This is a genomic window from Asaia platycodi JCM 25414 (assembly GCF_000614545.1).
Classification (GTDB): domain Bacteria; phylum Pseudomonadota; class Alphaproteobacteria; order Acetobacterales; family Acetobacteraceae; genus Asaia; species Asaia platycodi.
Genome location: NZ_BAKW01000016.1, coordinates 12,319 through 32,125 on the forward strand (window position 1 = coordinate 12,319; position 19,807 = coordinate 32,125).

The 19,807-nt window shown below is 56.2% G+C and carries 21 protein-coding genes and 2 pseudogenes; 13 read left to right on the plus strand and 10 right to left on the minus strand.

Annotated elements, in window-relative coordinates:
- Positions 1–4 precede the first annotated feature (4 nt).
- The 7 genes and pseudogenes from JCM25414_RS11655 (at position 5) to JCM25414_RS27115 (ending at position 3,761) form a co-directional block, all read left to right on the plus strand.
- Positions 5–679: a peroxiredoxin-like family protein gene (locus tag JCM25414_RS11655; protein WP_025841756.1), complete on the plus strand. Its 675-nt coding sequence runs from the start codon at positions 5–7 to the stop codon at positions 677–679.
- Between the two features lie 171 nt (positions 680–850).
- Positions 851–1,162: a carboxymuconolactone decarboxylase family protein gene (locus JCM25414_RS22520; RefSeq protein WP_277911327.1), complete on the plus strand. Its 312-nt coding sequence runs from the start codon at positions 851–853 to the stop codon at positions 1,160–1,162.
- Positions 1,163–1,312: 150 nt separating this feature from the next.
- A complete protein-coding gene (locus tag JCM25414_RS11665; RefSeq protein WP_025841757.1) occupies positions 1,313–2,062 on the plus strand; it encodes an SDR family NAD(P)-dependent oxidoreductase in 750 nt (249 codons plus the stop codon).
- 174 nt (positions 2,063–2,236) lie between these two features.
- Positions 2,237–2,356, plus strand: a pseudogene (locus JCM25414_RS27100) (glutathione S-transferase N-terminal domain-containing protein); the annotation flags it as partial.
- 101 nt (positions 2,357–2,457) lie between these two features.
- Complete coding sequence (locus JCM25414_RS27105) at positions 2,458–2,883, plus strand: glutathione S-transferase family protein (protein WP_456303456.1); 426 nt, start codon at positions 2,458–2,460, stop codon at positions 2,881–2,883.
- Positions 2,884–3,060: 177 nt separating this feature from the next.
- Positions 3,061–3,312, plus strand: coding sequence for a hypothetical protein (locus JCM25414_RS27110; protein WP_456303455.1), 252 nt, complete (start codon positions 3,061–3,063; stop codon positions 3,310–3,312).
- Between the two features lie 92 nt (positions 3,313–3,404).
- Complete coding sequence (locus JCM25414_RS27115; RefSeq protein WP_456303457.1) at positions 3,405–3,761, plus strand: glutathione S-transferase C-terminal domain-containing protein; 357 nt, start codon at positions 3,405–3,407, stop codon at positions 3,759–3,761.
- A 59-nt stretch (positions 3,762–3,820) separates the two neighbouring features.
- Here the strand turns inward: JCM25414_RS27115 and JCM25414_RS19740 are convergent, their stop codons facing one another.
- The 4 genes from JCM25414_RS19740 to msrB are packed head-to-tail and all read right to left on the minus strand — an operon-like array spanning position 3,821 to position 6,262.
- Positions 3,821–4,450 carry an NrsF family protein gene (locus tag JCM25414_RS19740; RefSeq protein ID WP_051535857.1) on the minus strand — a complete coding sequence of 210 codons (630 nt, stop codon included), beginning with the start codon at positions 4,448–4,450 and terminating at the stop codon, positions 3,821–3,823.
- Positions 4,440–4,970, minus strand: coding sequence for a sigma-70 family RNA polymerase sigma factor (locus JCM25414_RS11685; protein WP_025841758.1), 531 nt, complete (start codon positions 4,968–4,970; stop codon positions 4,440–4,442). The genes JCM25414_RS19740 and JCM25414_RS11685 overlap by 11 nt, the downstream gene beginning before the upstream one ends.
- Before the next feature lie 30 nt (positions 4,971–5,000).
- Positions 5,001–5,792, minus strand: coding sequence for a peptide-methionine (S)-S-oxide reductase MsrA (msrA, locus tag JCM25414_RS11690; protein ID WP_025841759.1), 792 nt, complete (start codon positions 5,790–5,792; stop codon positions 5,001–5,003).
- Between the two features lie 8 nt (positions 5,793–5,800).
- Complete coding sequence (gene msrB / locus JCM25414_RS11695) at positions 5,801–6,262, minus strand: peptide-methionine (R)-S-oxide reductase MsrB (protein WP_025841760.1); 462 nt, start codon at positions 6,260–6,262, stop codon at positions 5,801–5,803.
- 161 nt (positions 6,263–6,423) lie between these two features.
- Here msrB and JCM25414_RS11700 point away from each other — a divergent pair, with 161 nt between their 5' ends.
- The 3 genes from JCM25414_RS11700 to JCM25414_RS11710 all read left to right on the plus strand — a co-directional run bounded on the left by JCM25414_RS11700 (position 6,424) and on the right by JCM25414_RS11710 (position 8,254).
- A complete protein-coding gene (locus JCM25414_RS11700; protein ID WP_025841761.1) occupies positions 6,424–7,047 on the plus strand; it encodes a cytochrome b/b6 domain-containing protein in 624 nt (207 codons plus the stop codon).
- Positions 7,044–7,793: a molybdopterin-dependent oxidoreductase gene (locus JCM25414_RS11705; protein ID WP_025841762.1), complete on the plus strand. Its 750-nt coding sequence runs from the start codon at positions 7,044–7,046 to the stop codon at positions 7,791–7,793. The genes JCM25414_RS11700 and JCM25414_RS11705 overlap by 4 nt, the downstream gene beginning before the upstream one ends.
- Positions 7,794–7,900: 107 nt before the next feature.
- The gene (locus tag JCM25414_RS11710) at positions 7,901–8,254 is read left to right on the plus strand and encodes a pentapeptide MXKDX repeat protein (protein WP_025841763.1); all 354 of its coding nucleotides are present in this window, start codon (positions 7,901–7,903) and stop codon (positions 8,252–8,254) included.
- 168 nt (positions 8,255–8,422) lie between these two features.
- On the opposite strand, the pseudogene JCM25414_RS19745 reads toward JCM25414_RS11710, so the two are convergent.
- A pseudogene (locus tag JCM25414_RS19745) lies at positions 8,423–9,345 on the minus strand (LysR family transcriptional regulator).
- A gap of 53 nt (positions 9,346–9,398) precedes the next feature.
- Between JCM25414_RS19745 and JCM25414_RS11720 the strand changes: the two are divergent.
- Positions 9,399–10,268: an NmrA/HSCARG family protein gene (locus JCM25414_RS11720; RefSeq protein WP_025841764.1), complete on the plus strand. Its 870-nt coding sequence runs from the start codon at positions 9,399–9,401 to the stop codon at positions 10,266–10,268.
- A gap of 85 nt (positions 10,269–10,353) precedes the next feature.
- On the opposite strand, the gene JCM25414_RS11725 is transcribed toward JCM25414_RS11720, so the two are convergent.
- Positions 10,354–11,175 carry a helix-turn-helix transcriptional regulator gene (locus JCM25414_RS11725; RefSeq protein WP_025841765.1) on the minus strand — a complete coding sequence of 274 codons (822 nt, stop codon included), beginning with the start codon at positions 11,173–11,175 and terminating at the stop codon, positions 10,354–10,356.
- A gap of 98 nt (positions 11,176–11,273) precedes the next feature.
- Between JCM25414_RS11725 and JCM25414_RS11730 the strand changes: the two genes are divergently transcribed.
- Positions 11,274–12,167 (plus strand): SDR family oxidoreductase, encoded by an 894-nt coding sequence (locus tag JCM25414_RS11730; RefSeq protein ID WP_025841766.1) that lies wholly within the window; start codon positions 11,274–11,276, stop codon positions 12,165–12,167.
- A 1,078-nt stretch (positions 12,168–13,245) separates the two neighbouring features.
- On the plus strand, positions 13,246–14,088 hold the full coding sequence (locus tag JCM25414_RS11735) for an aliphatic sulfonate ABC transporter substrate-binding protein (RefSeq protein ID WP_242403547.1): 843 nt from the start codon (positions 13,246–13,248) through the stop codon (positions 14,086–14,088).
- Positions 14,089–14,101: 13 nt separating this feature from the next.
- Here JCM25414_RS11735 and JCM25414_RS11740 read toward each other — a convergent pair whose 3' ends face one another.
- From JCM25414_RS11740 to JCM25414_RS11760, 4 genes are all read right to left on the minus strand, one after another.
- Positions 14,102–14,785 (minus strand): ABC transporter ATP-binding protein, encoded by a 684-nt coding sequence (locus tag JCM25414_RS11740; RefSeq protein WP_242403539.1) that lies wholly within the window; start codon positions 14,783–14,785, stop codon positions 14,102–14,104.
- A 50-nt stretch (positions 14,786–14,835) separates the two neighbouring features.
- Complete coding sequence (locus tag JCM25414_RS11745; RefSeq protein WP_199897633.1) at positions 14,836–15,663, minus strand: ABC transporter permease; 828 nt, start codon at positions 15,661–15,663, stop codon at positions 14,836–14,838.
- 849 nt (positions 15,664–16,512) lie between these two features.
- Positions 16,513–18,003, minus strand: a complete 1,491-nt coding sequence (locus JCM25414_RS21875) for a Hint domain-containing protein (protein ID WP_025841770.1) — start codon at positions 18,001–18,003, stop codon at positions 16,513–16,515.
- A gap of 839 nt (positions 18,004–18,842) precedes the next feature.
- Positions 18,843–19,805: an NAD-dependent epimerase/dehydratase family protein gene (locus tag JCM25414_RS11760; RefSeq protein WP_025841771.1), complete on the minus strand. Its 963-nt coding sequence runs from the start codon at positions 19,803–19,805 to the stop codon at positions 18,843–18,845.
- Positions 19,806–19,807: the final 2 nt, after the last annotated feature.

Here is a 19,807-nt window from a genome sequence, read left to right on the forward strand (position 1 = left end):
ACCCATGACACTTCAGGCAAAGCTCGACGCCTTCAAGACCGATTTCGAAGCCGGAAAGCCCCCCTATAACGTTCCGCATAGCGTCATCGAAACCATGCACCGTGCCACCGCCGAGCTGGTTGCGTCCGGCGCTGCGGAAAAAGCCCTCAAAGCCGGAGACAAGGCACCCGTTTTTACGCTGAACGACCCCGAGGGTAACCCTGTCTCTTCTGCTGATCTTCTGGCCAAGGGGCCTTTGGTCATCAGCTTTTATCGCGGTGTGTGGTGCCCTTACTGCAACATGGAATTGCAGGCTCTCGAAGCGGCACTTCCCTCATTTCGTGAGCTTGGCGCCCATCTGATCGCAATCTCCCCGCAAACTGCGGTGAACAGCCGAAAATCAGTCCGCCAGAATGAACTGCAATTTCCGATCCTGTCTGACACGCATAATGACGTCGCCGCGCAGTTTGGCCTTCGCTTCACCCTGCCTGATTATCTGATTGAGCTTTACAAGAATCTCAAGAATGATCTGCCCGGTTTCAATGGTGACGACAGCTGGACGCTGCCCATGCCTGGCCGCTTCGTCATCGGTCAGGACGGCGTCATTCTCTATGCCGAGGTCAACCCGGATTATACGCGTCGCCCGGAACCTGCCGACATGCTTCCTGCCCTGAGCCACGCTACCCAGTCGGCCGACTGATCGCTCCATCCATACCGCCCCGGCTCGCGCAGGGGCGGAGTTTTTCACTGAGGATACGGAGAGAGATATGCGCTCCAATGACATGGGCAATAGCTTCACTCGCCATTTGATGGGTGACGAACAATCCGCCAAGCTTATCGCGGCATCACAGTCAGGGACTTTCGGCGCAGCATAGCCGGGTATGCAGTCGATCATGTCTTTGAGGACATCTGGACACGTGAAGGGCTCGATCAGGCGCGTCGAAGTCTCATCACCATGACCGTCATGGTTGCGCTGCGCCAGCCCCATGAATTCGGCCTCCATATGGGTTTTGCGCTCGATCACGGTATGAAGCTGAAGGAAATTGAGGAGGCTCTGATACAGATGCTCCCTTATGTCGGCTTCCCCGCCATTTCCGGTGTCATGCCTGTCGCTGCGAAGATCATTGCTGAGCGTGGACTCGACAAAAGCGAAGAGTATGAAGGCCATCGCGGTCTGCTCTGAGCCCTCACCCAAGTACTGTACCCTGCCGGTAGAACGGGCCTCGTCTCGCGCTCCCGATGACATCCAGCCTGCGGCGTTCACGAACCTCTCCGCGCCCCTCTCGCGCTTCGTGAGTACTTCACGGCAATCTGCCTTCGAAAAGGAACAGTTATGACGAAACTGCATCGAAAAACAGCCCTTGTGACCGGAGGAAGCAGCGGGCTCGGACTTGCCATCGCAACGCGTTTCATCGCTGAAGGCGCATTTGTCTATATCACCGGTCGGCGACAGGCCGAGCTTGACCGGGCTGTCGCGGCATTGGGTAGTCAGGCCGCCTCTATACAGGCCGATGTCAGTCTCCCCGGCGATATCGAACGCATGGTGGAAACGATACGGCGTGAACGTGGGGCTATCGATATTCTGGTCGCCAATGCCGGTATCGTTCTGCCTCAAACACTCGAACAGGCAACACAAGCCAATTACGATCGGACGTTCGATATCAACGTGAAAGGCCTGTATTTCACGATCAGCAAGGCACTTGGCCTGTTGCGGTCTGGCAGCTCAGTCATCCTTGTCTCATCCATCGCTGCCAATAAGGGTGTGCCTGGCTATGGCACATACAGCGCAAGCAAGGCTGCAATACGCAGCCTGTCCAGAACCTGGACGGCCGAACTGGTTGAACGCGGCATACGGATCAATACCCTCAGCCCCGGACCGTTCGACACACCGATCATGGACAGCCAGGCCGATACGCCGGAAGGTGCCGAAGCCGTCAAGCGTGAATGGGCTGCAGCCGTGCCCATGAAGCGATTGGGGCAGCCAGAGGAACTTGCTGCGGCCGCGCTCTTTCTGGCTTCTGATGAAAGCAGTTATGTTGCAGGCATTGACCTCATTGTCGACGGTGGTGCGGCCGCGGTCTAGGGCTCCGTGATAACCACAGGATTGCGATCACCAGTACGGTGGAGCGTCAGCAGGACCCGCCCATACTGCCAATCAGACTGACATGGTTTCGCAAGGGTGAGCTATCATGATCCGTTTTTATTTCCATCCCACGCCCAACCCGGCGAAAATCGCCTCATGCTCGAGGAAACCGGTTTGCCCTATGAGGCCATACCGGTCGATACCCGCAAGGGTGATCAGCATGACCCGGCGTTTCTCGCGATCAACCCCAATGGCAAGGTGCCTGCCATTATCGACACCGAAGGTCCTGCGGGCCCGGCAACACGCGTGTTCGATTCCAATGCAATACTGCTCTATCTTGCTGAAAAGACCGGGCAATATCTTGGGACCCCCGCGGACCGGCCTGAATTGCTGTCATGGTTGATGTTTATCGCATCCGGGCTTGGGCCTTTTTCCGGTCAGGCCGTGCATTTTCAGCATGCAGCGCCCGCCGGGCTGGACTACGCGTCAATCGGTACAGGCGCGAGGTCGAACGACATTACACAGTTCTCGACCAGCACCTCACGGACCGCCGTTACATCGTGGGCGATACTTTCACGATTGCCGATATGTCTGCCTGGGGCTGGCTGGAGCGTGCGCCCCGTGTGCTCAAGGAAGATTATCCGCTCGAGCGCTGGCCTGCACTTGATCGCTTCATGCACGACATCAACGCCCGCTCGGCCGTGTCGCGCGTGCAGGCGCTCATGAAGAGGCACGCATTCAAGACAGATATGGACGATCAGGCACAAAGGGCCCTCTTCCCATCCAATTTCCCTATCCACAATCGGGAGCAGCGCTCATGACCGCTTCGGAAAACTATACACCGCCCAGCGTCTGGACATGGGACAAACAGAATGGCGGCAAATTCGCCAGCACCAATCGCCCTGTCGCCGGGCCGACGCATGAAAAGAACCTCCCCGTAGCATCACCCGCTCCAGCTGTACTCACTGGGTACGCCCAATGGGGTAAAGGTGACGATCATGCTGGAGGAACTCCTGGCCCTGGGACATGAGGGGGCGGAATATGATGCCTGGCTGATCAATATAGGGGATGGCGATCAGTTCGGATCGGGCTTTACAGCCATCAACCCGAATTCCAAGATCCCGGCGCTGGTCGACCAAAGCGGGGGCACCCCCCTCCCGTTTTCGAATCAGGATCGATCCTGCTTTATCTTGCCGAGAAATTCGCGGCTTTTCTGCCTCGGGATGTTCCATCGCGTACGGCCTGTCTGAACTGGCTTTTCTGGCAGGTCGGCAGCGCACCCTATCTCGGCGGCGGTTTTGGCCATTTCTATGCCTACGCCCCTGAGAAGATCGAATATGCAATCAACCGGTTTGCCATGGAGACCAAACGCCAGCTGGACGTTCTCGACCGGCAGCTTGCCCGGCATGACTATATAGCGGGCGACACCTATACAATTGCCGATATGGCAATCTTTCCCTGGTATGGCGGCCTTGTTGAAGGCTGGCTCTATAATGATGCTGCACAGTTTCTGAGCGTTCAGGAGTATTCCCATGTGCAGGCGTGGTCAGCCCGGTTGCTCGAACGCCCTGCTGTCCAGCGGGGCCGGATGGTGAACAGGCTCTCAGGCCCGCTCTCTTCCCAGCTTCGCGAACGCCATGACAGCTCGGATTTCGAGCTTAGAACGCAGGACAAGTTCCAGAAAGACAGCGCAATCTGACCGATTATACCCAATCGCATCGGGCGATGCACAATGCATCGCCCGGACCTACCAGCGTATCAACCAGGGCAACACCAGACGCGTGCCGCAGGCACCAACGCACAGGCCAATGAATACCAGACGACGAGATAAAGCGGGTCATCAAAGGGGCAGGCAAGAGCAAAGACGAGCGCACCAAAAGCCGCGCCGGCAATGCCAGTGACCCACGCCGTTCCGCGCACATCAACCGGTGCGCCGCGGCGCACGATAACACCCAGCGCGAGGACAGCCGGCAGAGCAAGCTCTACGATCTCGCGTGCACAAACCATGCCGTGCGCCGGATCCAGCCTGAGCCATAACGCCTCTGGCCCAGCCTGAAGCGCATCCACAAGCCAGCCAAGGGCAAAAAGAACAACAGCCGTCACGCCCAGCCGACGCAGCCCCTGCCGGGGCGAACGCGTCGGGTCGAGCGAGACCAGCGCCGAAGCGCCGCCCAGCCCGACGATCAGCAGCAGCCCGATTGCCTTCCACCAGAAGCTCATCATGTGCATGGCATGGGGCATGTCAGGGCGCATCAGGCCAAACCCGAGCACTGCACCAATCTCGACCCCGGCGAGAACCGCGAGGGTCAAGGCATCGCGCCAGAGCGAGCGCCTCCGGACGGGGCGAAGATCGGTTACAAACTGCTCGATCAGGGGATCATTCACCATCATTGCCTCCCATCACCAGAGTGCTCATACGACTTAACCCACGATGGATATTGACCTTCACCAGCGTCGCGGATTGCCCTGTGCGACGTGCTGCCTCCTCTATGCTCAAACCCTGCAACTTCACCAACCTGATCGCTTCTGCCGGCCCCGGCTTCAACTGCGCCAGAAGCTTTTCCAGTGCATGAGCCGTGGTCACCTGTTCCTCGTGATCGCCCACAGCCACCGTCTCATCAAGCAGGGTCGTCTGTGTACGCCTGGCGGCCCGGAGGCGATCAATCCATTTGTAACGGGCAATCGCCGCAATCCACGGACCAAATTTCTGGGAAGGATCGAAGGTGTGACGCTTCTCGTGCACCGCCATAAGGGTGTCCTGCACGGCATCATCGACCATTGAAAGCGGCAGGCGTTTGAGGAAAAAACGGCGCAGCCATGCCTGTGCCTCGCCCAGCACCAGACGATAAGCCTGTGCATCTCCTGCCTGCGCGGCCTCCATCCAACGGCTCCAATCCGCTTCTGTCAAAAATCTGCTGCCTTCACGCGTGACCGGAAATCATTTCCTACCGCTATCATTTGACATACGTAAAGACCCAGGTGTCGTAGAAAGCGCGAGGACTGGCTCTGTCCGCCAGCTTGCCGGGAAGCTGGCACGCAGAGCGTCCAGCCGCGGGGCATCATAGGTCTCAATATAGATGTTATGCGGATAACGCGCCGCGAAATTCTGATGCTCCCTCTCCGCTCCGGTAAACGCCTTGTCAGGCTGAACACGCGTTGCGATGGGCTGGGCAAAGATGTGGGCGGCATCGAGCTGGGCGATATAGGCCTCTGCCTCACGTGCCTGTTGAGCTGTGCGCGTGAAGATGACCGAACGATATTGCGACCCCGTATCGGGGAATTGCTGGTCGATCTGCGTCGGGTCCAGTGCCACGGTGAAGAATATCCGCATTAGCGTACCAAAGCTGACGAGGGTCGGATCATACTCGACCTCAACGGACTCCGCGTGGCCGGTATTGCCTTCGCTGACGCGTTCATATTGGGCTGTATCACGCGCGCCACCGTCATATCCGGCTCGGGTCGCGGTGACGCCTCGCACATGCTGGAAAATGCTCTGCACCCCCCAGAAACACCCTCCCGCAAAAACGACACTGGATGGGGTCATCCCCGGACGGTAATCATTGGGGGATCCCATAATTTGCCCGATGGGTTCGTCGTTACCGGTCTTTATCACGATAACGGGCTCAGGCAAGGTCGGATAGGCAGACGCCCGCGAGGTGACCTGGTGCAGAATGCCATAAAGGCTGAATGTGGCGAGCGCGACGCCAAGCACGTTTTTTCTGATCATCATACGAACTCTCAGACTGGCCTGAAGGTAAGGGCTGCACCGTTCATGCAGTAGCGCAATCCGGTCGGTTGGGGACCATCATCAAAGACATGGCCAAGATGACCACCGCATGTCGCGCACCGTACCTCCGTGCGCTCCATGCCAAGACTGTCATCCCCAAGCTCCTGAACAGCATGGGGCAGCGCTGCCGTGAAACTTGGCCAGCCCGTCCCGCTCTCGAACTTGCTGCGTGAGTCGAATGCCGGAGTTGCGCAGCCCGCGCAGGCAAAACGCCCCTGTCGGTGCTCGTTCAGGAGCGGGCTGGACCAAGGAGTCTCGGTGCCAGCCTCGCGCAGAATCTCGAATTGCAACGGTGTAAGCAGGTGCCGCCATTCAGCCGCAGTATGCGTCACGGGATAAGGTTCTGCACCCCAGGCGCGGCCCGACAGAGCCAGACAGACTGAAGCTAGGAAGAATTGTCGACGCGATGTCATGAACTTCGCCCTTTTGCTGAATTTCACATCATCCTTCGTGCTGCACCGCGCAGAGGTTACGGGCAGCCGCATCGTTTTTTTCAGCCCGTGCCGTAACCTTTGGAGACCTGCGCACGAAGGAATCCCTACCAGCTTCCAGAAGACTCGGGGAACGAACTGCCATGTCACGATCGCGACGCGCACCTGCACCGATCATACGCCTCACCCACTGGGCAGGCGCGCTCGCCATGCTCGTCATGATCGGCAGTGGCTGGCAGATCTACAATGCCTCCCCTATCCTGCCTTTCGAATTCCCCGCTGCCATCACCCTTGGCGGATGGCTTGGCGGCGGCATTGCCTGGCATTTTGCTGCCATGTGGGTGCTGATGGGGGCGGGGCTGGTTTACGTCGTGTATGGCGCCGTAAGCGGGCATTTCCGCAATGACCTGCGCCCCGCAGGACCGGGATCTGTGGTGAGGGATATAGGGCAGGCCCTGCGCCTGAAGCTCTCCCATAAGGCCGGTCACTACAACGCCGTGCAACGTGTGCTTTATACGGGCGTGCTTGTGGTTGCTGTTCTGACGGTCACAACGGGCCTCTCGATCTGGAAACCCGTGCAACTCGGGTGGCTGACCTGGTTATTCGGCGGCTACGACATTGCCCGCTGCATCCATTTCGCCATGATGAGTCTGATTGTGGGCTTTCTTTTGCTCCATGTCGCGCTTGCTCTGATAGTGCCTGTCACCTTGTGGGGCATGGTGTTCGGGCGACGCATGGCAGATAGCGACAAGGGGAGCGCATCATGAGCCCGCCGAAAATCGACCGCGACGGTGTCGCGCCCGAGTTGCGCAAGCTCGAACGCAGGCTTTTCCTGCGGAGCAGCCTTTCGCTTGGTGGACTTTCCCTGCTGTCAGGCTGCGCACTGGACGATAATGCCTCAGTGGAACAGGCCCTCAGCTTGATGTCACGCTTCACCGACCGGATGCAGGCGCTTCTTTTCAGCCGTCAGCGCCTCGCAAGGGAATTTGCTTCGTCGCGCATCACACATCCCTTTCCATTCAATGCCTATTATGACGAGAGCGACGTAAGGCTCGTCGAGACTTCATCCTGGCGGCTGGAGGTGAGCGGGCTTGTTTCAGACAAGAGCCCTTGGTCGGTCGCCCGGTTTCGCACCCTGCCGCAGAAAAGGCAGATCACGCGACATATCTGCGTGGAGGGCTGGAGCGCTATCGGAGATTGGTCGGGGGTTCCGCTCTCTGTATTCCTGCAACATGTCGGGGCCGATCTACGGGCAAAATATGTGAATTTCCGCTGTTTTGACGATTACAGCACGAGTATCGATATGGCGACGGCACTTCATCCGCAGACAATCATGGCGCTGGATTTCGGTGGGAACCCTCTCCCACCCGCCTATGGCGCCCCGATGAAAATCCGCATCCCTACAAAACTCGGCTATAAAAACCCGAAATATCTCGCCTCTATCGAGGTCACGAATCATTTCCCGGGCGGATATTGGGAAGACCAGGGCTATGACTGGTTCGGCGGTTCATAAAAAATCACGCAGGCATGTAACCTGCGGCAAACCTGATGCGAAAGAATAGATATCGGAAGCTGGCGCGTCCATTGTCCGATCCTTTGAACCGATCCAGGAATGTAATCATGTCTTTTCGTACACTCGCACTTGCCTGTGCCTTTTCTTCGACAGTGCTGCTGGGAGCCCCTACCTTCGCTCAGGACACCATGTCACAAGGGACGATGTCGCAGGGTGCTATGGCACATGACAGCATGTCCCACGGCGACATGTCCTCAGACAGCATGAAGCAGCATGCCATGACGAATGACGAAATGGCGCCCCACGGGATGTCGAAGCGGTCCATGGGCAAGCATGGCAGCATGATGAAGTCAGAGGGTATGGGAAAGAAGAACAAGATGGGCAGTGCGATGAAGCACGACCCGATGGAACATGACGCGATGAGCAATGACTCGAAAGGCGACATGGCAAAGCCGAACTAAGGGCCAGACGCCTGTGGCCAAAAGCCACAGGTCGTCCCTTTGGGGCGTAATCGAGTTCTGGTCCTAGCGAAATGCCAAACAGCGCCGGGGCACGTTAGAAAAAGATGACATCAGAAAGCTTTCGCCTTCGCTGCCGATAAGCTGTATCCCATAGGATAATACGAGTAGCTATAGTGTCAGATGTCCACGCAAGGCATCGATAAAAACTCGAACCTTGGAGGATAGGCTGCGATGTGCCGCATAGACGGCATGTACCTCCACCTTCTCCGCCTCATAGTCTGGGAGCAGTCTCGCAAGTCGCCCTTGCTCGATTAAGGGGCTTGCCAAGAAGGCAGGTAGACGTCCGACCCCTCCCCCGTTTTCGAGGACGACCTGCAGGACGGCAGGCTCCGGTATGACGGATCGAACAGCGACAGGTACGCGATGCTCGCGATCAGAGCGATCCCTAAAACGCCAGATCGACGGTTGATCGGTCCACCCAAGCAACTCGTGATCGGCCAAGTCGTGTGGCGTTTGGGGCCTACCTCTTTCCAAGAGGTAGGCCGGGCTCGCGCAGGGCCATAATTCGATCCTCCCCAGCTTGCTGGCGAGCAGGTCAGAGTCAGCCATTGCCCCTATCCGGATTGCCACGTCGACATCCTCCTCGCCAGATCGACGATCCGGTTCTCAGCTTCAAGATGGACGCGCAGATCAGGGTAGTCTCGCAGAAAATGCGGCAGCATTGGCGCCACCAGTCCGATTGCGAATGTCGTTGCTGCGCTGATTTTTAGAACGCCTCGAGGTTGCCCCGTCACCCCATCGAGGGCCGCGGTAGCCTCATTCAGATCGTCCATGACGCGTCTAGCATGGATCGAGAGTATGCGCCCGGCCTCTGTCAGTCTGAGGGCATGCGCGCCGCGTTCGAACAGCTTCGCCCCTATTTCTATCTCCAGACGGGACAATGCCCGGCTGAGCGATGATTTAGGTGTTCCCGTGACGCGCGAGGCTGCGCTGAGGCTCATGGTCTCCGCGATGCGCAGAAAGCTGCCGAGATCATCTGAGTTCATGGGGTCGTGTTCCAGATATGGAACAATGCGTCTACGATGCCGCATCTGCCTTGTCCAACGGGAACGGCTTATTGTGCCTCTCCAGTAAGGGGGCCGAGATGTCAAAACCAGTTATTCTGATTACGGGCGCAACCGGACAACAAGGCGGCGCCACGATCCGCGAGATGCGACGTCGAGGGCATTGGCACGTTCGTGCGCTTGTTCGGGATCCGCGGTCGCCAAAAGCAGTCGCTCTGGCGAAGCATGGAGTTGAGCTCGCCCATGGTAATCTGGACAACGAACACTCCCTGCGATTGGCGCTTGATGGGGCTGGGGGCGTTCTATCTGTCCAGTCGCCCATAAAGATTGGCCCAGCTGGCGAAGAGCGACAGGGGAAGAGGCTCGCCAGCCTCGCGAAGGAAAGTGGCGTGCGGCATTTCGTGCAATGCTCCGCAGGCGGGGTAGAACGACGAAGTGGCGTGCCCCATTTCCAGAGCAAATGGGCGATCGAGAAGCACATTGCCTCACTGCGCTTGCAGGCTACGATTTTGCGTCCAGCGGCCTTCATGGAAAACTTTTCCAGTCTGATCTTCCGGATCACGATGCTTTCGATGATGAAGACCTATCTAAAGCCGGATCAGGCCATGCAGCTTGTCTCGGTGCAGGATGTTGCCTGGTTCGCTGCGGAGGCGTTCGAGAAACCAAACCAGTTCCTCGGTCGAGCGATAGAACTTGCAGGCGATAGCGTGACGGGCCGCTCCGCAGCGTCAATCTTGAAGGGAGCTAGGATACGTCCCAGTCGCGGCTTTACGATCCCCTCTGTCATGCGAAAACGCCTGCCCGAGGAATTTCGTTTGATGTTCGAGTGGATCGCCCTAGACGGGTTCAAGGCCGACATCGTAGCCTTGAAGCAGGAATACCCACAATTAAGGACTCTCAACAATTGGGCTCGACACGAACAGGATGGCGCAACTCGCAGAAAGAAGTGAGCATAGGCTACTCGCGCCTTTTCAACCTAACCCGCACAAACGCGACTTCGCACACGTTGGAAAGCAAGCCTCAATGCGTCGCGTCTCAATGCGGAACAGCCATCAGTTTCTGAATGCGCATCAGATCCCGAGCGTTTGAGGGATTATAAACGATAAGTCCAAGGTCGGGCCGGCCCTCCACCGAGAACCCGGAGTATTCCAGCTCGATAAGACCAACGACTGGATGCTGCAGGCGCTTCGTCCCCTCACCCTGAGGCAGGACATCGTTATTCTGCCAAAGCATCAGAAATTCGGGGCTGCGCGCCCCTAGCTCCGTCACGAATTGCTGCACATCGGTTGAGGCGCCTGCGCGGATCACGTCTGCACGAAAGGCGGCAACAACAGATCTTGCGAGTTGAGACCAGTCTACCTGCATCTCGCGTATATGAGGCGTGCAGAAAACGATTTTAAGAATGTTGCGCTGGTCGGGAGACAGCTCACCATAATTGGTGAGCACCGCAGCCGCGGCTTTGTTCCAGGCTACGATATCCCAAAGCGGCGTTTTGACAATAGCTGGGCTATATTCAAGAGCGTCGAGTACCCGTTGCAAGCGGGGCGTAATCCCGTCGGATATTCTGTATTTTACCTCTGGGGGATGACCCAGCGCCAGCATGTAAAGATGCCCGCGCTCAGACTCCGTGAGAAGCAGACCTTTGGCTATGCGGTCGAGCGCATCGGCTGACGGCGCTCCACCCCGCCCCTGTTCCAGCCACGTATACCACGTCGCACTAATGTTGGCGCGCTGAGCGACTTCCTCTCGTCGCAGTCCCGGGGTGCGCCTGCGGGTATTGGAGAAACCAAGCGCTACAGGATCAAGACGCGACCGTCGATCCCTGAGATAAGCGCCAAAAGATACTGAATGAGTCACGGCTAGCCTGTTGGTTATTATACCAGGATAATGTCACTACTGTAACAGGATGAATAATGGCGTCATGAGGGAGGTCAGACAATCAGGAGATTGAGATAATGCGGGTTTTTCTCACGGGTGCCAATGGGTTCATAGGTACCAGACTTGTCTCGGAACTTATCGATGCCGGACATCAGGTGCTGGGTCTGACGCGTTCGGACGAGGGCGCGCGACGATTGATCGCCGCCGGTGCAGATGTTCACATGGGTGATTTAAAGGAGCTCCGCACTCTGCGGATCGGCGCTGAAAATTGTGACGGTGTCATTCACACTGCTTTCGACCACAATTTTGCAAACTACGCTGCCAATTGCGAGCAGGATCGACGCGTGATTGACGCTCTCGGCGACGCGCTGAGAGGTTCCAAACGTCCATTTGTCATCACGTCCACAACCCTATTCGGGGAGGCGATCCCCGGTAAGGTAGCGGATGAAGACGTGTTCAACACCCGGCATAGCAATCCTCGCGTCATTTCCGAAATTGCGGCGCAGGACTTGATTGAGCAGGATATGAGCGTATCGCTGGTACGCCTGTCGCAAATCCACGACAGGTCTCGCCAAGGCCTCGTTACGTTTCTTGTGCAACTTGCTGTCCAATCGGGACGATCGGCCTATATCGAGAATGAGGCTTGCCAATGGTCTGCGTCTCATCTGGCAGATACAGTACAATTGTTCCGTCTTGCACTGGAAAACCAGGCTATCGGGATGCGTTATCACGCAACAGCGGAAGAAGGCGTGACTGTTCGTGATATAGCCGAAGCCATCGGAAAGCGGCTAAAGTTGCCGGTGGTCGCATTGTCCAGAGAGGACGCGGCGTCTCATTTTGGATGGCTTTATGCATTTGTCTCCAAAAACATGACCGCTTCCAGTCTGAAAACGCAGGAGCGGCTAGAATGGACCCCCGAAGGACCAGCTCTGCTCAGCGATATCGCCAACCTTGAGCTTGAGAGCGCTTGATACGATTGCGCTGCGCTCAGGATCGTAGGCTTGCTCCTCGTCTTCCCCCTCTCTGCTGAAAATGTGGCGAAGCAGTCTTACGGCATGACGATAACGGAGCGCTGCAGGATATCGCTTAACGGACCCTATCTTTATGTCGAACGGTGCTTCTTCGAAGACCGTAATGGACCGTAAGACCGAAACATCACGTCAGGGTCCGAATTCGCAAGGTCAGGCAGCTTTGGCTAACTATGCGGTCCGCTGACATGCGGACTGATTTAGAGAGAATTGAGAGCACAATGGGGTGGCTTCAGCCTCTGCGCCTGTAATCCGAAAGTTTTCTCGGCGTCTTTTAAACTACCGGCAACACACATTATTGATTCAAAGTCATGATGATCGTTCAGTTGTCGATCGTATGCGCTTGATAACGATATTTCCCTAGATCTCATGAAAACCGAGACTAAATTTTTCGTCTTGGTCATCAACACACACAATGATACAGCCACCTACCGTGCACGGATTCCAACGCTGGCGCGGTATATCTCGGTTCTTGCCCCGGCTATCCAGACGAGATCTCATCCGTAGATTTGTCTCGCAAAATAGGCACACCAACGATGAAAGGGTAGAAAATCGACAAGTGCCTTCCAATGAGAGAATGATGAAGCGGGAGGATACAAGCAATATTTTCAATCTTCCGGGACGCCATAAAAGGCGTAGGCTGACTAGATAACCGTGAAATCCGATGGGTCAGCACGCTTAATCAAACAAACGATCAGTTCTCGTCTATCCTGACTAGGCAGCCCGACTAGACAGATATACTCATTGATCGCAGACGATTGACCAATAAGGCGAACGGATAATCGAAGGCTTATCGCAAGGAGCGAATGGCAAAGCGGCGGTGCAAGGTTGGACAGAATAGCGCGGCATCCTGCAAATAACTGATCATTGTCGAAGTCACAGATGCAGCGCACTATATCGAATATGTTCAATCTCGATTCAGAACAGGCAGGAGAATCCCCATGCACCTCACGCGACGCGCTGCGATGACCCTGCCTGCGCTACGGCCCTACTTCCGAGATCAGGACGAGCCGCTCCTTTGTTGCGGGTCGGGTATCAGCGCTACAGCACGCTGATCCTTACGAGGCATCTAGGTCTGCTTGAGAAAGCCATGGCTTCTTTCGGAATAACCGTGAGTTGGGCGGAGTTTGTTGCCGGCCCTCAATTGCTTCAGGCATTGGCAGCGGGGGCGATCGATCTAGGACAGACAGGCGATGCGCCGCCTGTATTTGCAGAGGCTGCTCAGCCGGGCGGACTGGTCTATCTCGGCTACGAACCTCCTGCGCCTGATGCCGAAGCGATCCTCGTGCCCAAGGACAGCCCCATAAAGCAGATCGCGGATTTGCGAGGTAAACGTATCGCGCTCAATCGCGGGTCCAATGTTCATTGGTTTCTGCTTGAGGCTTTACGGCGCGCCGGGCTGGGTTTTCATGATGTCCGTGTCAGCTATCTGACCCCACCCGCTGCCCGTGCGGCCTTCGAAAATGGTCACATTGATGCCTGGGCAATCTGGGACCCTTATCTCTCCAGTGCGCTCACCGACCAGACACGCATTCTGACCACCGCCGAGGGTATCGTGAATAATCGCGAGTTCTTCCTGATCAGCAAGGCCTTTGCGCAGCAACCTCATCATATCGTGGCTGCCGTCTCAACCGCCATTGCCCAGACAGATGAGTGGGCAATGGCCAACAAAGCTCAGGTAGCAGCCTTATTCGCCAAGGAGACAGGGCTCGCGCGCGACGCAGTGAGCCATGCGCTTTCGACACGAAATTTCGGTTTCCACACCATGGAACAACCGATGATCGACGAACAGACGACGCTTGCCACAGGCCTCAGCAAGGCAGGACTTATCCCGTCTCTTCCTGCGATAAGCCCCTATCGTTGAAGGTATCTCGGGGTCAGGACGTCACTCCGAGTGCATGAAGGAGACGCTCCCGCAACGCCTCGAACGCGGGATCAGCGTGACGTCTTGGCCGTGCAAAAGGAATATCAACCTCAGCGCTGATCTCGCCACGCTCAAGAACAAGAGCACGATCCGCCAGCGCGAGCGCTTCGTCCACATCATGTGTGACCAGAAGGACTGCGCAGTGATGTTTCATCCACAGATCAAGAACAAGCTTTTGCATACGCAGCCTGGTCAGTGCGTCGAGTGCCGCGAACGGCTCGTCGAGCATCAGCAGTTTTGGCTCGCGAATGAGGGCACGGGCCAAAGCGGCTCGTTGGGCTTCACCGCCTGACAGCGTGACTGGCCATGCCTTGAGGCGGTGTCCCAACCCGACTTCAGTGAGGATTGCTTCGGCCTGGGCGTTCCATCCCTTGCCTTCGAGCCCGAGCGTGGCGTTGTCAGCCACGTTTTTCCACGGCAGAAGCCGGTGTTCCTGGAAGACGACAGACACGGCAGAAGGTCGATCGATATCCCCCTCTTCCACCGTATCCAGACCGGCCAGTGCGCGCAGCAGGGTTGTTTTTCCCGAGCCGCTATGACCGAGAAGCGCCACAAACTCCCCCGGTGCAATATCAAGATTGAGGTTCCTCAGGACCGTCGTATCACCGAAGCGCCGTGTGAAATGGCGAATGCTCACCTCATTCCCGACAGGAACGAATTCAGGCTTCAATAAATGGTTCGCGCTCTTCAAATTGCGCCTCCTCGCCCTGCAGCGCGACCGCGCCACGCGAGAAGGCGGCTTTCGGCCAGACGCACGATCTGGTCTGAGAGAAGCCCGAGCACGGCATAGACTGCCAGCCCCACGAGAATGATGTCAGTGCGCAGAAAGTCTTCTGCGTCCATCATCATGTGGCCGATACCGCTATCGGCGTTGACCTGCTCCGCCACAACAAGCATGAGCCACGAAATACCAACGGCAAAGCGGATACCGACCAGCAGGTCAGGCAGAGCACCAGGGAAAATAATGTCGCGGATGATTTTCCAGCGTGACAGACGCAGGGTCTTGGCCAACTCGATCAGCTTGGGATCGATGCTACGTATGCCCTTGTAGAGGTTGAGATAGACCGGGAATTTTACGCCGAGCGCAACAAGCAGGATCTTGGGGAGTTCACCGATGCCAAACCAGAGAATGAACAGCGGTACCAGAGCCAGGGCCGGTAAGGTGCGCGCCATCTGCATGGGGGCATCGACGATGTCTTCGCCGAGCCGCGACAACCCGGCAACGAGCGCCAGCACGATGCCCACGGCGATGCCCAGCGCTAGCCCTGCCCCAGCCCGCCCGAGTGAGACGAGCAGATTTTGGGGGAGCGTCTTGTCGAGCGTAAGCGACCATGCCGTATGCACGATCTGAACCGGCGAAGCGAGCAGGCGTGTCGGGATAATCCCCGCCTGCGCCCCGACCTGCCAAAGCACCAGAAGGATGGCAACAGTCAGGTAGCGCCGGCAGAACCGCAGCAGCCCGCCAGTATTGAGGACCCGCTGATGCGAGGCAGCGCGCGCGGGAAACAGGTTCATGACCAGCTCGACCATTCCACATTCCTTGTATGTGATTCTTGTCAAGCATAGATATTAATATCGTTTTTGTCAGTTTAATTTTTAAAACATCGATCCTGAAGGTAATATGGCTCACTAGAGAGGCCTCGCTACGTCTCACACCTAATCTTTCTTCAACGGTCATGAGCCGTTTGCATAACATGCGCGCCACGCGCTACCGGCTGTTCAAGACGACCGTCGCTGTCAGAAAATAATTCAGCCCGCTTGTCCAGACCGAGATTACCGGGAAACCTATCACCGCGGGGATGGCGTTCGGCTTTGATATCATTGATATGATACTCTTCAGCCCTTCATATACTGGCATCGCCCATTGTGGCTTTGGCCCAGGAAACATAGCCTGGAGATGACTGACGCAGAGCGTCAGATGGTTGAGAATAAGACTGTCGGAGTTCTGTCATAGCGCGACGCGACCAACCGTCAGTCCCCGAGTGGACAAACATAATTTCAGTGCGGTCGCGCTTTTTGCCTTTTCGCTTGTCGTATCTTACTGGTTTACCGCGGGATCAGCTCTCCAGAGTGCGAGGTCTGATCTCTCTTTCCCTTAAGAGATCCTTGACCCAGCCAGCATCCACCGTGCCATGGGCAGGATGTCCAGCAGAGCAGAGATTGCGGTGTAAACACTGATCTGCCGAGCTGGCACAAAGAAGCTCAACAGTCGTCTTGTTCTGGTCGGTGACCGCGTGTCCAGCGAGATCCTGAGTTGATGACGTGTCGCCACCAGAACCAACAAGACTCTTAAAATAAATATCGGCTCCGCTTCACTTGCTTCCTCGCGTACTCAGGTCAGCCGCGTCAACAGAGATCAGCGGCCTATGCGCGCCGGGCGACTAGGGGCGAATTCCGAGGCTCGCGGCATATGGTTTCCAGATAAGGCACGGCCTGAAGCGAGATGACGCAAGACTCATGGTCTCCATCAATTGTGAATTGAGCACTTCCATCTGTCCAATACTCATTACTGGAGTGCTGGCGCTGCCACCCACAATGATGGACGGAGTTATCATCAAGGTCGATAGTATAGGATTTACTCTCCCCCCACACCATAATACTTGAGACCAATAGGCCGAGATAGCGGCGATCATCAATAAACGGGCCAACGATGTCACAGGGCCTGTGTCTGGATGATACGATCGTGTAAACGCCATCGCCATGCTTCAAGGAGAATATATAGGTCGAGCCTTTGGAGCGTATTGGATAAAAATCTACGCCGTTCTGGTCTCTCAGTATGAACGCTGAAGATGAATCCGGTACCGCCGCGCGCGCCGCCTTTGGAGGGACGTGTCCCGCAAACTTCTCCCAAAGCGGTTTGACGATCGCACTGTCGACGCAGAGAGGCGCGCAAGCATCGCTCCATGTTTTATTTCTGCGCTCGATAGGGGCGCCGGCTTCGAGAGAGCGGCCGAGCATCAGCGCCCTGTTCCCCGTGTCAAGGAAGGATTCACTCAGCGCTCCGTTTGCATAAATCAGATCGTGCGCCTGGGTTTCAATGTGGAAGTAACTATATTTCTGTATTGTCCGATCGTAAAATATTGTTGCGTTATTGACGAGCATCCTTGCAGGCACAAACATGCCGTCAAAATACATTGAATGTTCTGGCGTCACATAGAGGTCTTGATACGGAACCCCTGAGCCGAGGGAATCTTTACTGATACAAATAGGATAACCCGCTTCGTCTGGCGCATTTTCGGCGGTGGCTACGTTTTTGACCCCTCGTCCTACCCATATCAGTCGTTCGATCGCGTTGCTTCCGTGACGCAGAACTATGATTTCATCGCCCGGATTGAGGCTTTCGATAGACCTCTCGCCAGCTGGCGTTGCGATAAGCGTGCCGGAGAGATAACAAATGGGGGGCACCTGGGTGCCACTTGGAATTTGAGTATAGCCAGTCAGGCTCGAATAAGCTCCGAAACCCTTGATGTATTTCGAAGCAGTCACGGTCTGCTCCCACAAATCTGTGCTGGCATGAGAGTCACCAACCATAAGCCGTCGTTGACCAACCGGTGTCTTGTTGATCGGCCAGGTTCCGTTGATGAGTGAGGTGGTGCCGAAGAGGATTGGAGTCTTGCTATTCGTATCGAAGAACCCGAAAACGCCAGGCATGGACGTCTTATATTCAAGGAAGGTCTGTATCGTTCCGGAAACTGACCGACCATCAGGATAGTCTATTTGATATTTCTTGTTATCAAAATCGATCCTGAGCGTACAATCCTGATATCCGGTCAGTGTATTGTTCCTTGAGGATGGAAAGGCATCCGGCTTGGATAAAATCCATTGCTTTATGGTCCATTTCTGAATGTTAGACATATGTTTATCCAGCCATGATTTGCCGACAAGCGGTCTTCGTCCAGAGTTGCTGTGTAGTAACGACACTCATTTTCTGACGCGTAAGGTGCAATATAATGACATATAGACCCGAGTAGACCGAAAGTATCTGATGTCTTGGTATTGTGCAGTTTCTTCCGTCTGCCGATATGCGCGGAAATTAGGCGTTACTTGCCCTCAAGAAAAGCTTGTCTTTCTTAGGAGGGCTAAGCCGAACTTACGTCCATCTCAGACATAAGACGTCCAGAGCCCCCGCGACGACGTAGGTGGAGAAGTTTTCGAGCGACGCTCATGCGTTGTGGATGGTCATGAAAACGCCTGCAGGCAGCACCAGCAGCGCGTGAGCGCAGATGAGTCCAAGTGCACACTGCAGACGCTCACCTGAGGAAGGCGTTTTCTTGCAGCATGGCCACGCAGGCCACTTGCAGCTACTGGACGATGCCGTCTCATTTAACGTCGTTTTCCAAGTCACCCGCTGTGACTTCAAGGCCGAATTTTCCGAAGCCTTGTGCGGAAACTGCTTTGTGTGGTGGATGCAGGATGAAGAACTACGCTGACGGCAGCTTGCCTGCGATCCCGACCACCGCGTCAACATTTCAAAAGACTGATTTTTTCGTCCTGATAGCCAGTCTCAAGCGTAGAACCGCTAGCTTTCTGATGTACTGACCTGCCCTACCCGACCTGATCGTCGTGCGGATTCCGTGAGCATGGTCAATGGGAGGTGCCAGAACGGTCGGATCCGCAGGCTGAGCTTAGGAGACGATCTTTTTGCGCGGATAAAATCCGCCCGCATCGAAGCCATCAGCCTGCGGTCGAGTGTTTTACTGGCTATGCGCGGTCGCTGCCTGGGTCTTTACCCTGATCGTCCGTTTCCGGACGCTCAGGATACCAAGGCTGATCCGGGTCTTGAGAGACAACAACTCTTTCGCCTTCCAGTTGGAAGATCCCGAAAGTTCGTTGTGATAGTAAAGAGCTTCTTCTCCATAGCGCTCAAGGGTCTGCGCCGTGTCGACCAACTGCGGGGGCGGTCCGCCAAGCCAGCTTGCGAAAGCGGCGAAAAACATAGCGGCCGCCACAGGCTGGTCGTCGACAATGTTATAGATACCTGCAGGCGCTGAGAGTGCGGCTATTGTCGCATCTGCGGCATCCTCGACATGAATGAACGAGAACGAGCCGCGTCCGGCGCCGAAAATCGGACACTGACCGCCTCTGATGCGCTCACTCAACGGGCCTTCATTCCAATACCATGTGCCGGGGCCGTAAAAGAAACCGTACCGCAGGGCGACAGCCTCGAGTGAGGCCGAACTCAGAGCACGCCGCTCAAGTTCAGCATACATTCTGGCGCTTTGACCGATATGGCCCGGTGCCTGAACGCGCAGAGCGGAGTGCTCTGTCGCCAATTGGCTCTCTCCATCAAGATAGAAGCCCGAGGATTGTTGCACATAGCGTCTGACGCCGTGCGCCTGAGCTGCAGCGAACAGGTTTTCTCCACCCTCCAGCCGCAATTTCCGGTCGAACGGCAAGCGGTCGGGCATTTCGGATGGATCGGACGGTAACGAGGTAAGTTGGTCGATAACGTAGTCAGGCCGCGATTCACTTAGAGCGTCGAAGACGCTCATGCGATCAAGGGCGTTGCCGATAACCGGCGTGGCCCCCAGTTTCGCTATATACTTTGCGCTCTCGGGCTTGCTTGCCAAGCCGTAAGTCTCGTAGCCAGACTCAACGAGACGCCGCACAAGCGGACGGCCCAATGCGCCGCTTGCTCCTGCAACAAAAACTCTCATGA

Excerpts from the sequence above, each read along its gene's own strand:
- JCM25414_RS11705 (WP_025841762.1), top strand. The coding sequence starts at position 7,044 with ATGAGCCCGCCGAAAATCGACCGCGACGGTGTCGCGCCCGAGTTGCGC.
- JCM25414_RS11745 (WP_199897633.1), bottom strand. The coding sequence starts at position 15,663 with ATGAACCTGTTTCCCGCGCGCGCTGCCTCGCATCAGCGGGTCCTCAAT.
- msrA (WP_025841759.1), bottom strand. The coding sequence starts at position 5,792 with ATGATGATCAGAAAAAACGTGCTTGGCGTCGCGCTCGCCACATTCAGC.
- JCM25414_RS21875 (WP_025841770.1), bottom strand. The coding sequence starts at position 18,003 with ATGTCTAACATTCAGAAATGGACCATAAAGCAATGGATTTTATCCAAG.
- JCM25414_RS11655 (WP_025841756.1), top strand. The coding sequence starts at position 5 with ATGACACTTCAGGCAAAGCTCGACGCCTTCAAGACCGATTTCGAAGCC.
- JCM25414_RS27110 (WP_456303455.1), top strand. The coding sequence starts at position 3,061 with ATGCTGGAGGAACTCCTGGCCCTGGGACATGAGGGGGCGGAATATGAT.
- JCM25414_RS11700 (WP_025841761.1), top strand. The coding sequence starts at position 6,424 with ATGTCACGATCGCGACGCGCACCTGCACCGATCATACGCCTCACCCAC.
- JCM25414_RS11760 (WP_025841771.1), bottom strand. The coding sequence starts at position 19,805 with ATGAGAGTTTTTGTTGCAGGAGCAAGCGGCGCATTGGGCCGTCCGCTT.
- JCM25414_RS11665 (WP_025841757.1), top strand. The coding sequence starts at position 1,313 with ATGACGAAACTGCATCGAAAAACAGCCCTTGTGACCGGAGGAAGCAGC.
- JCM25414_RS11710 (WP_025841763.1), top strand. The coding sequence starts at position 7,901 with ATGTCTTTTCGTACACTCGCACTTGCCTGTGCCTTTTCTTCGACAGTG.
- msrB (WP_025841760.1), bottom strand. The coding sequence starts at position 6,262 with ATGACATCGCGTCGACAATTCTTCCTAGCTTCAGTCTGTCTGGCTCTG.
- JCM25414_RS11720 (WP_025841764.1), top strand. The coding sequence starts at position 9,399 with ATGTCAAAACCAGTTATTCTGATTACGGGCGCAACCGGACAACAAGGC.
- JCM25414_RS11730 (WP_025841766.1), top strand. The coding sequence starts at position 11,274 with ATGCGGGTTTTTCTCACGGGTGCCAATGGGTTCATAGGTACCAGACTT.
- JCM25414_RS27105 (WP_456303456.1), top strand. The coding sequence starts at position 2,458 with ATGGTTGATGTTTATCGCATCCGGGCTTGGGCCTTTTTCCGGTCAGGC.
- JCM25414_RS19740 (WP_051535857.1), bottom strand. The coding sequence starts at position 4,450 with ATGGTGAATGATCCCCTGATCGAGCAGTTTGTAACCGATCTTCGCCCC.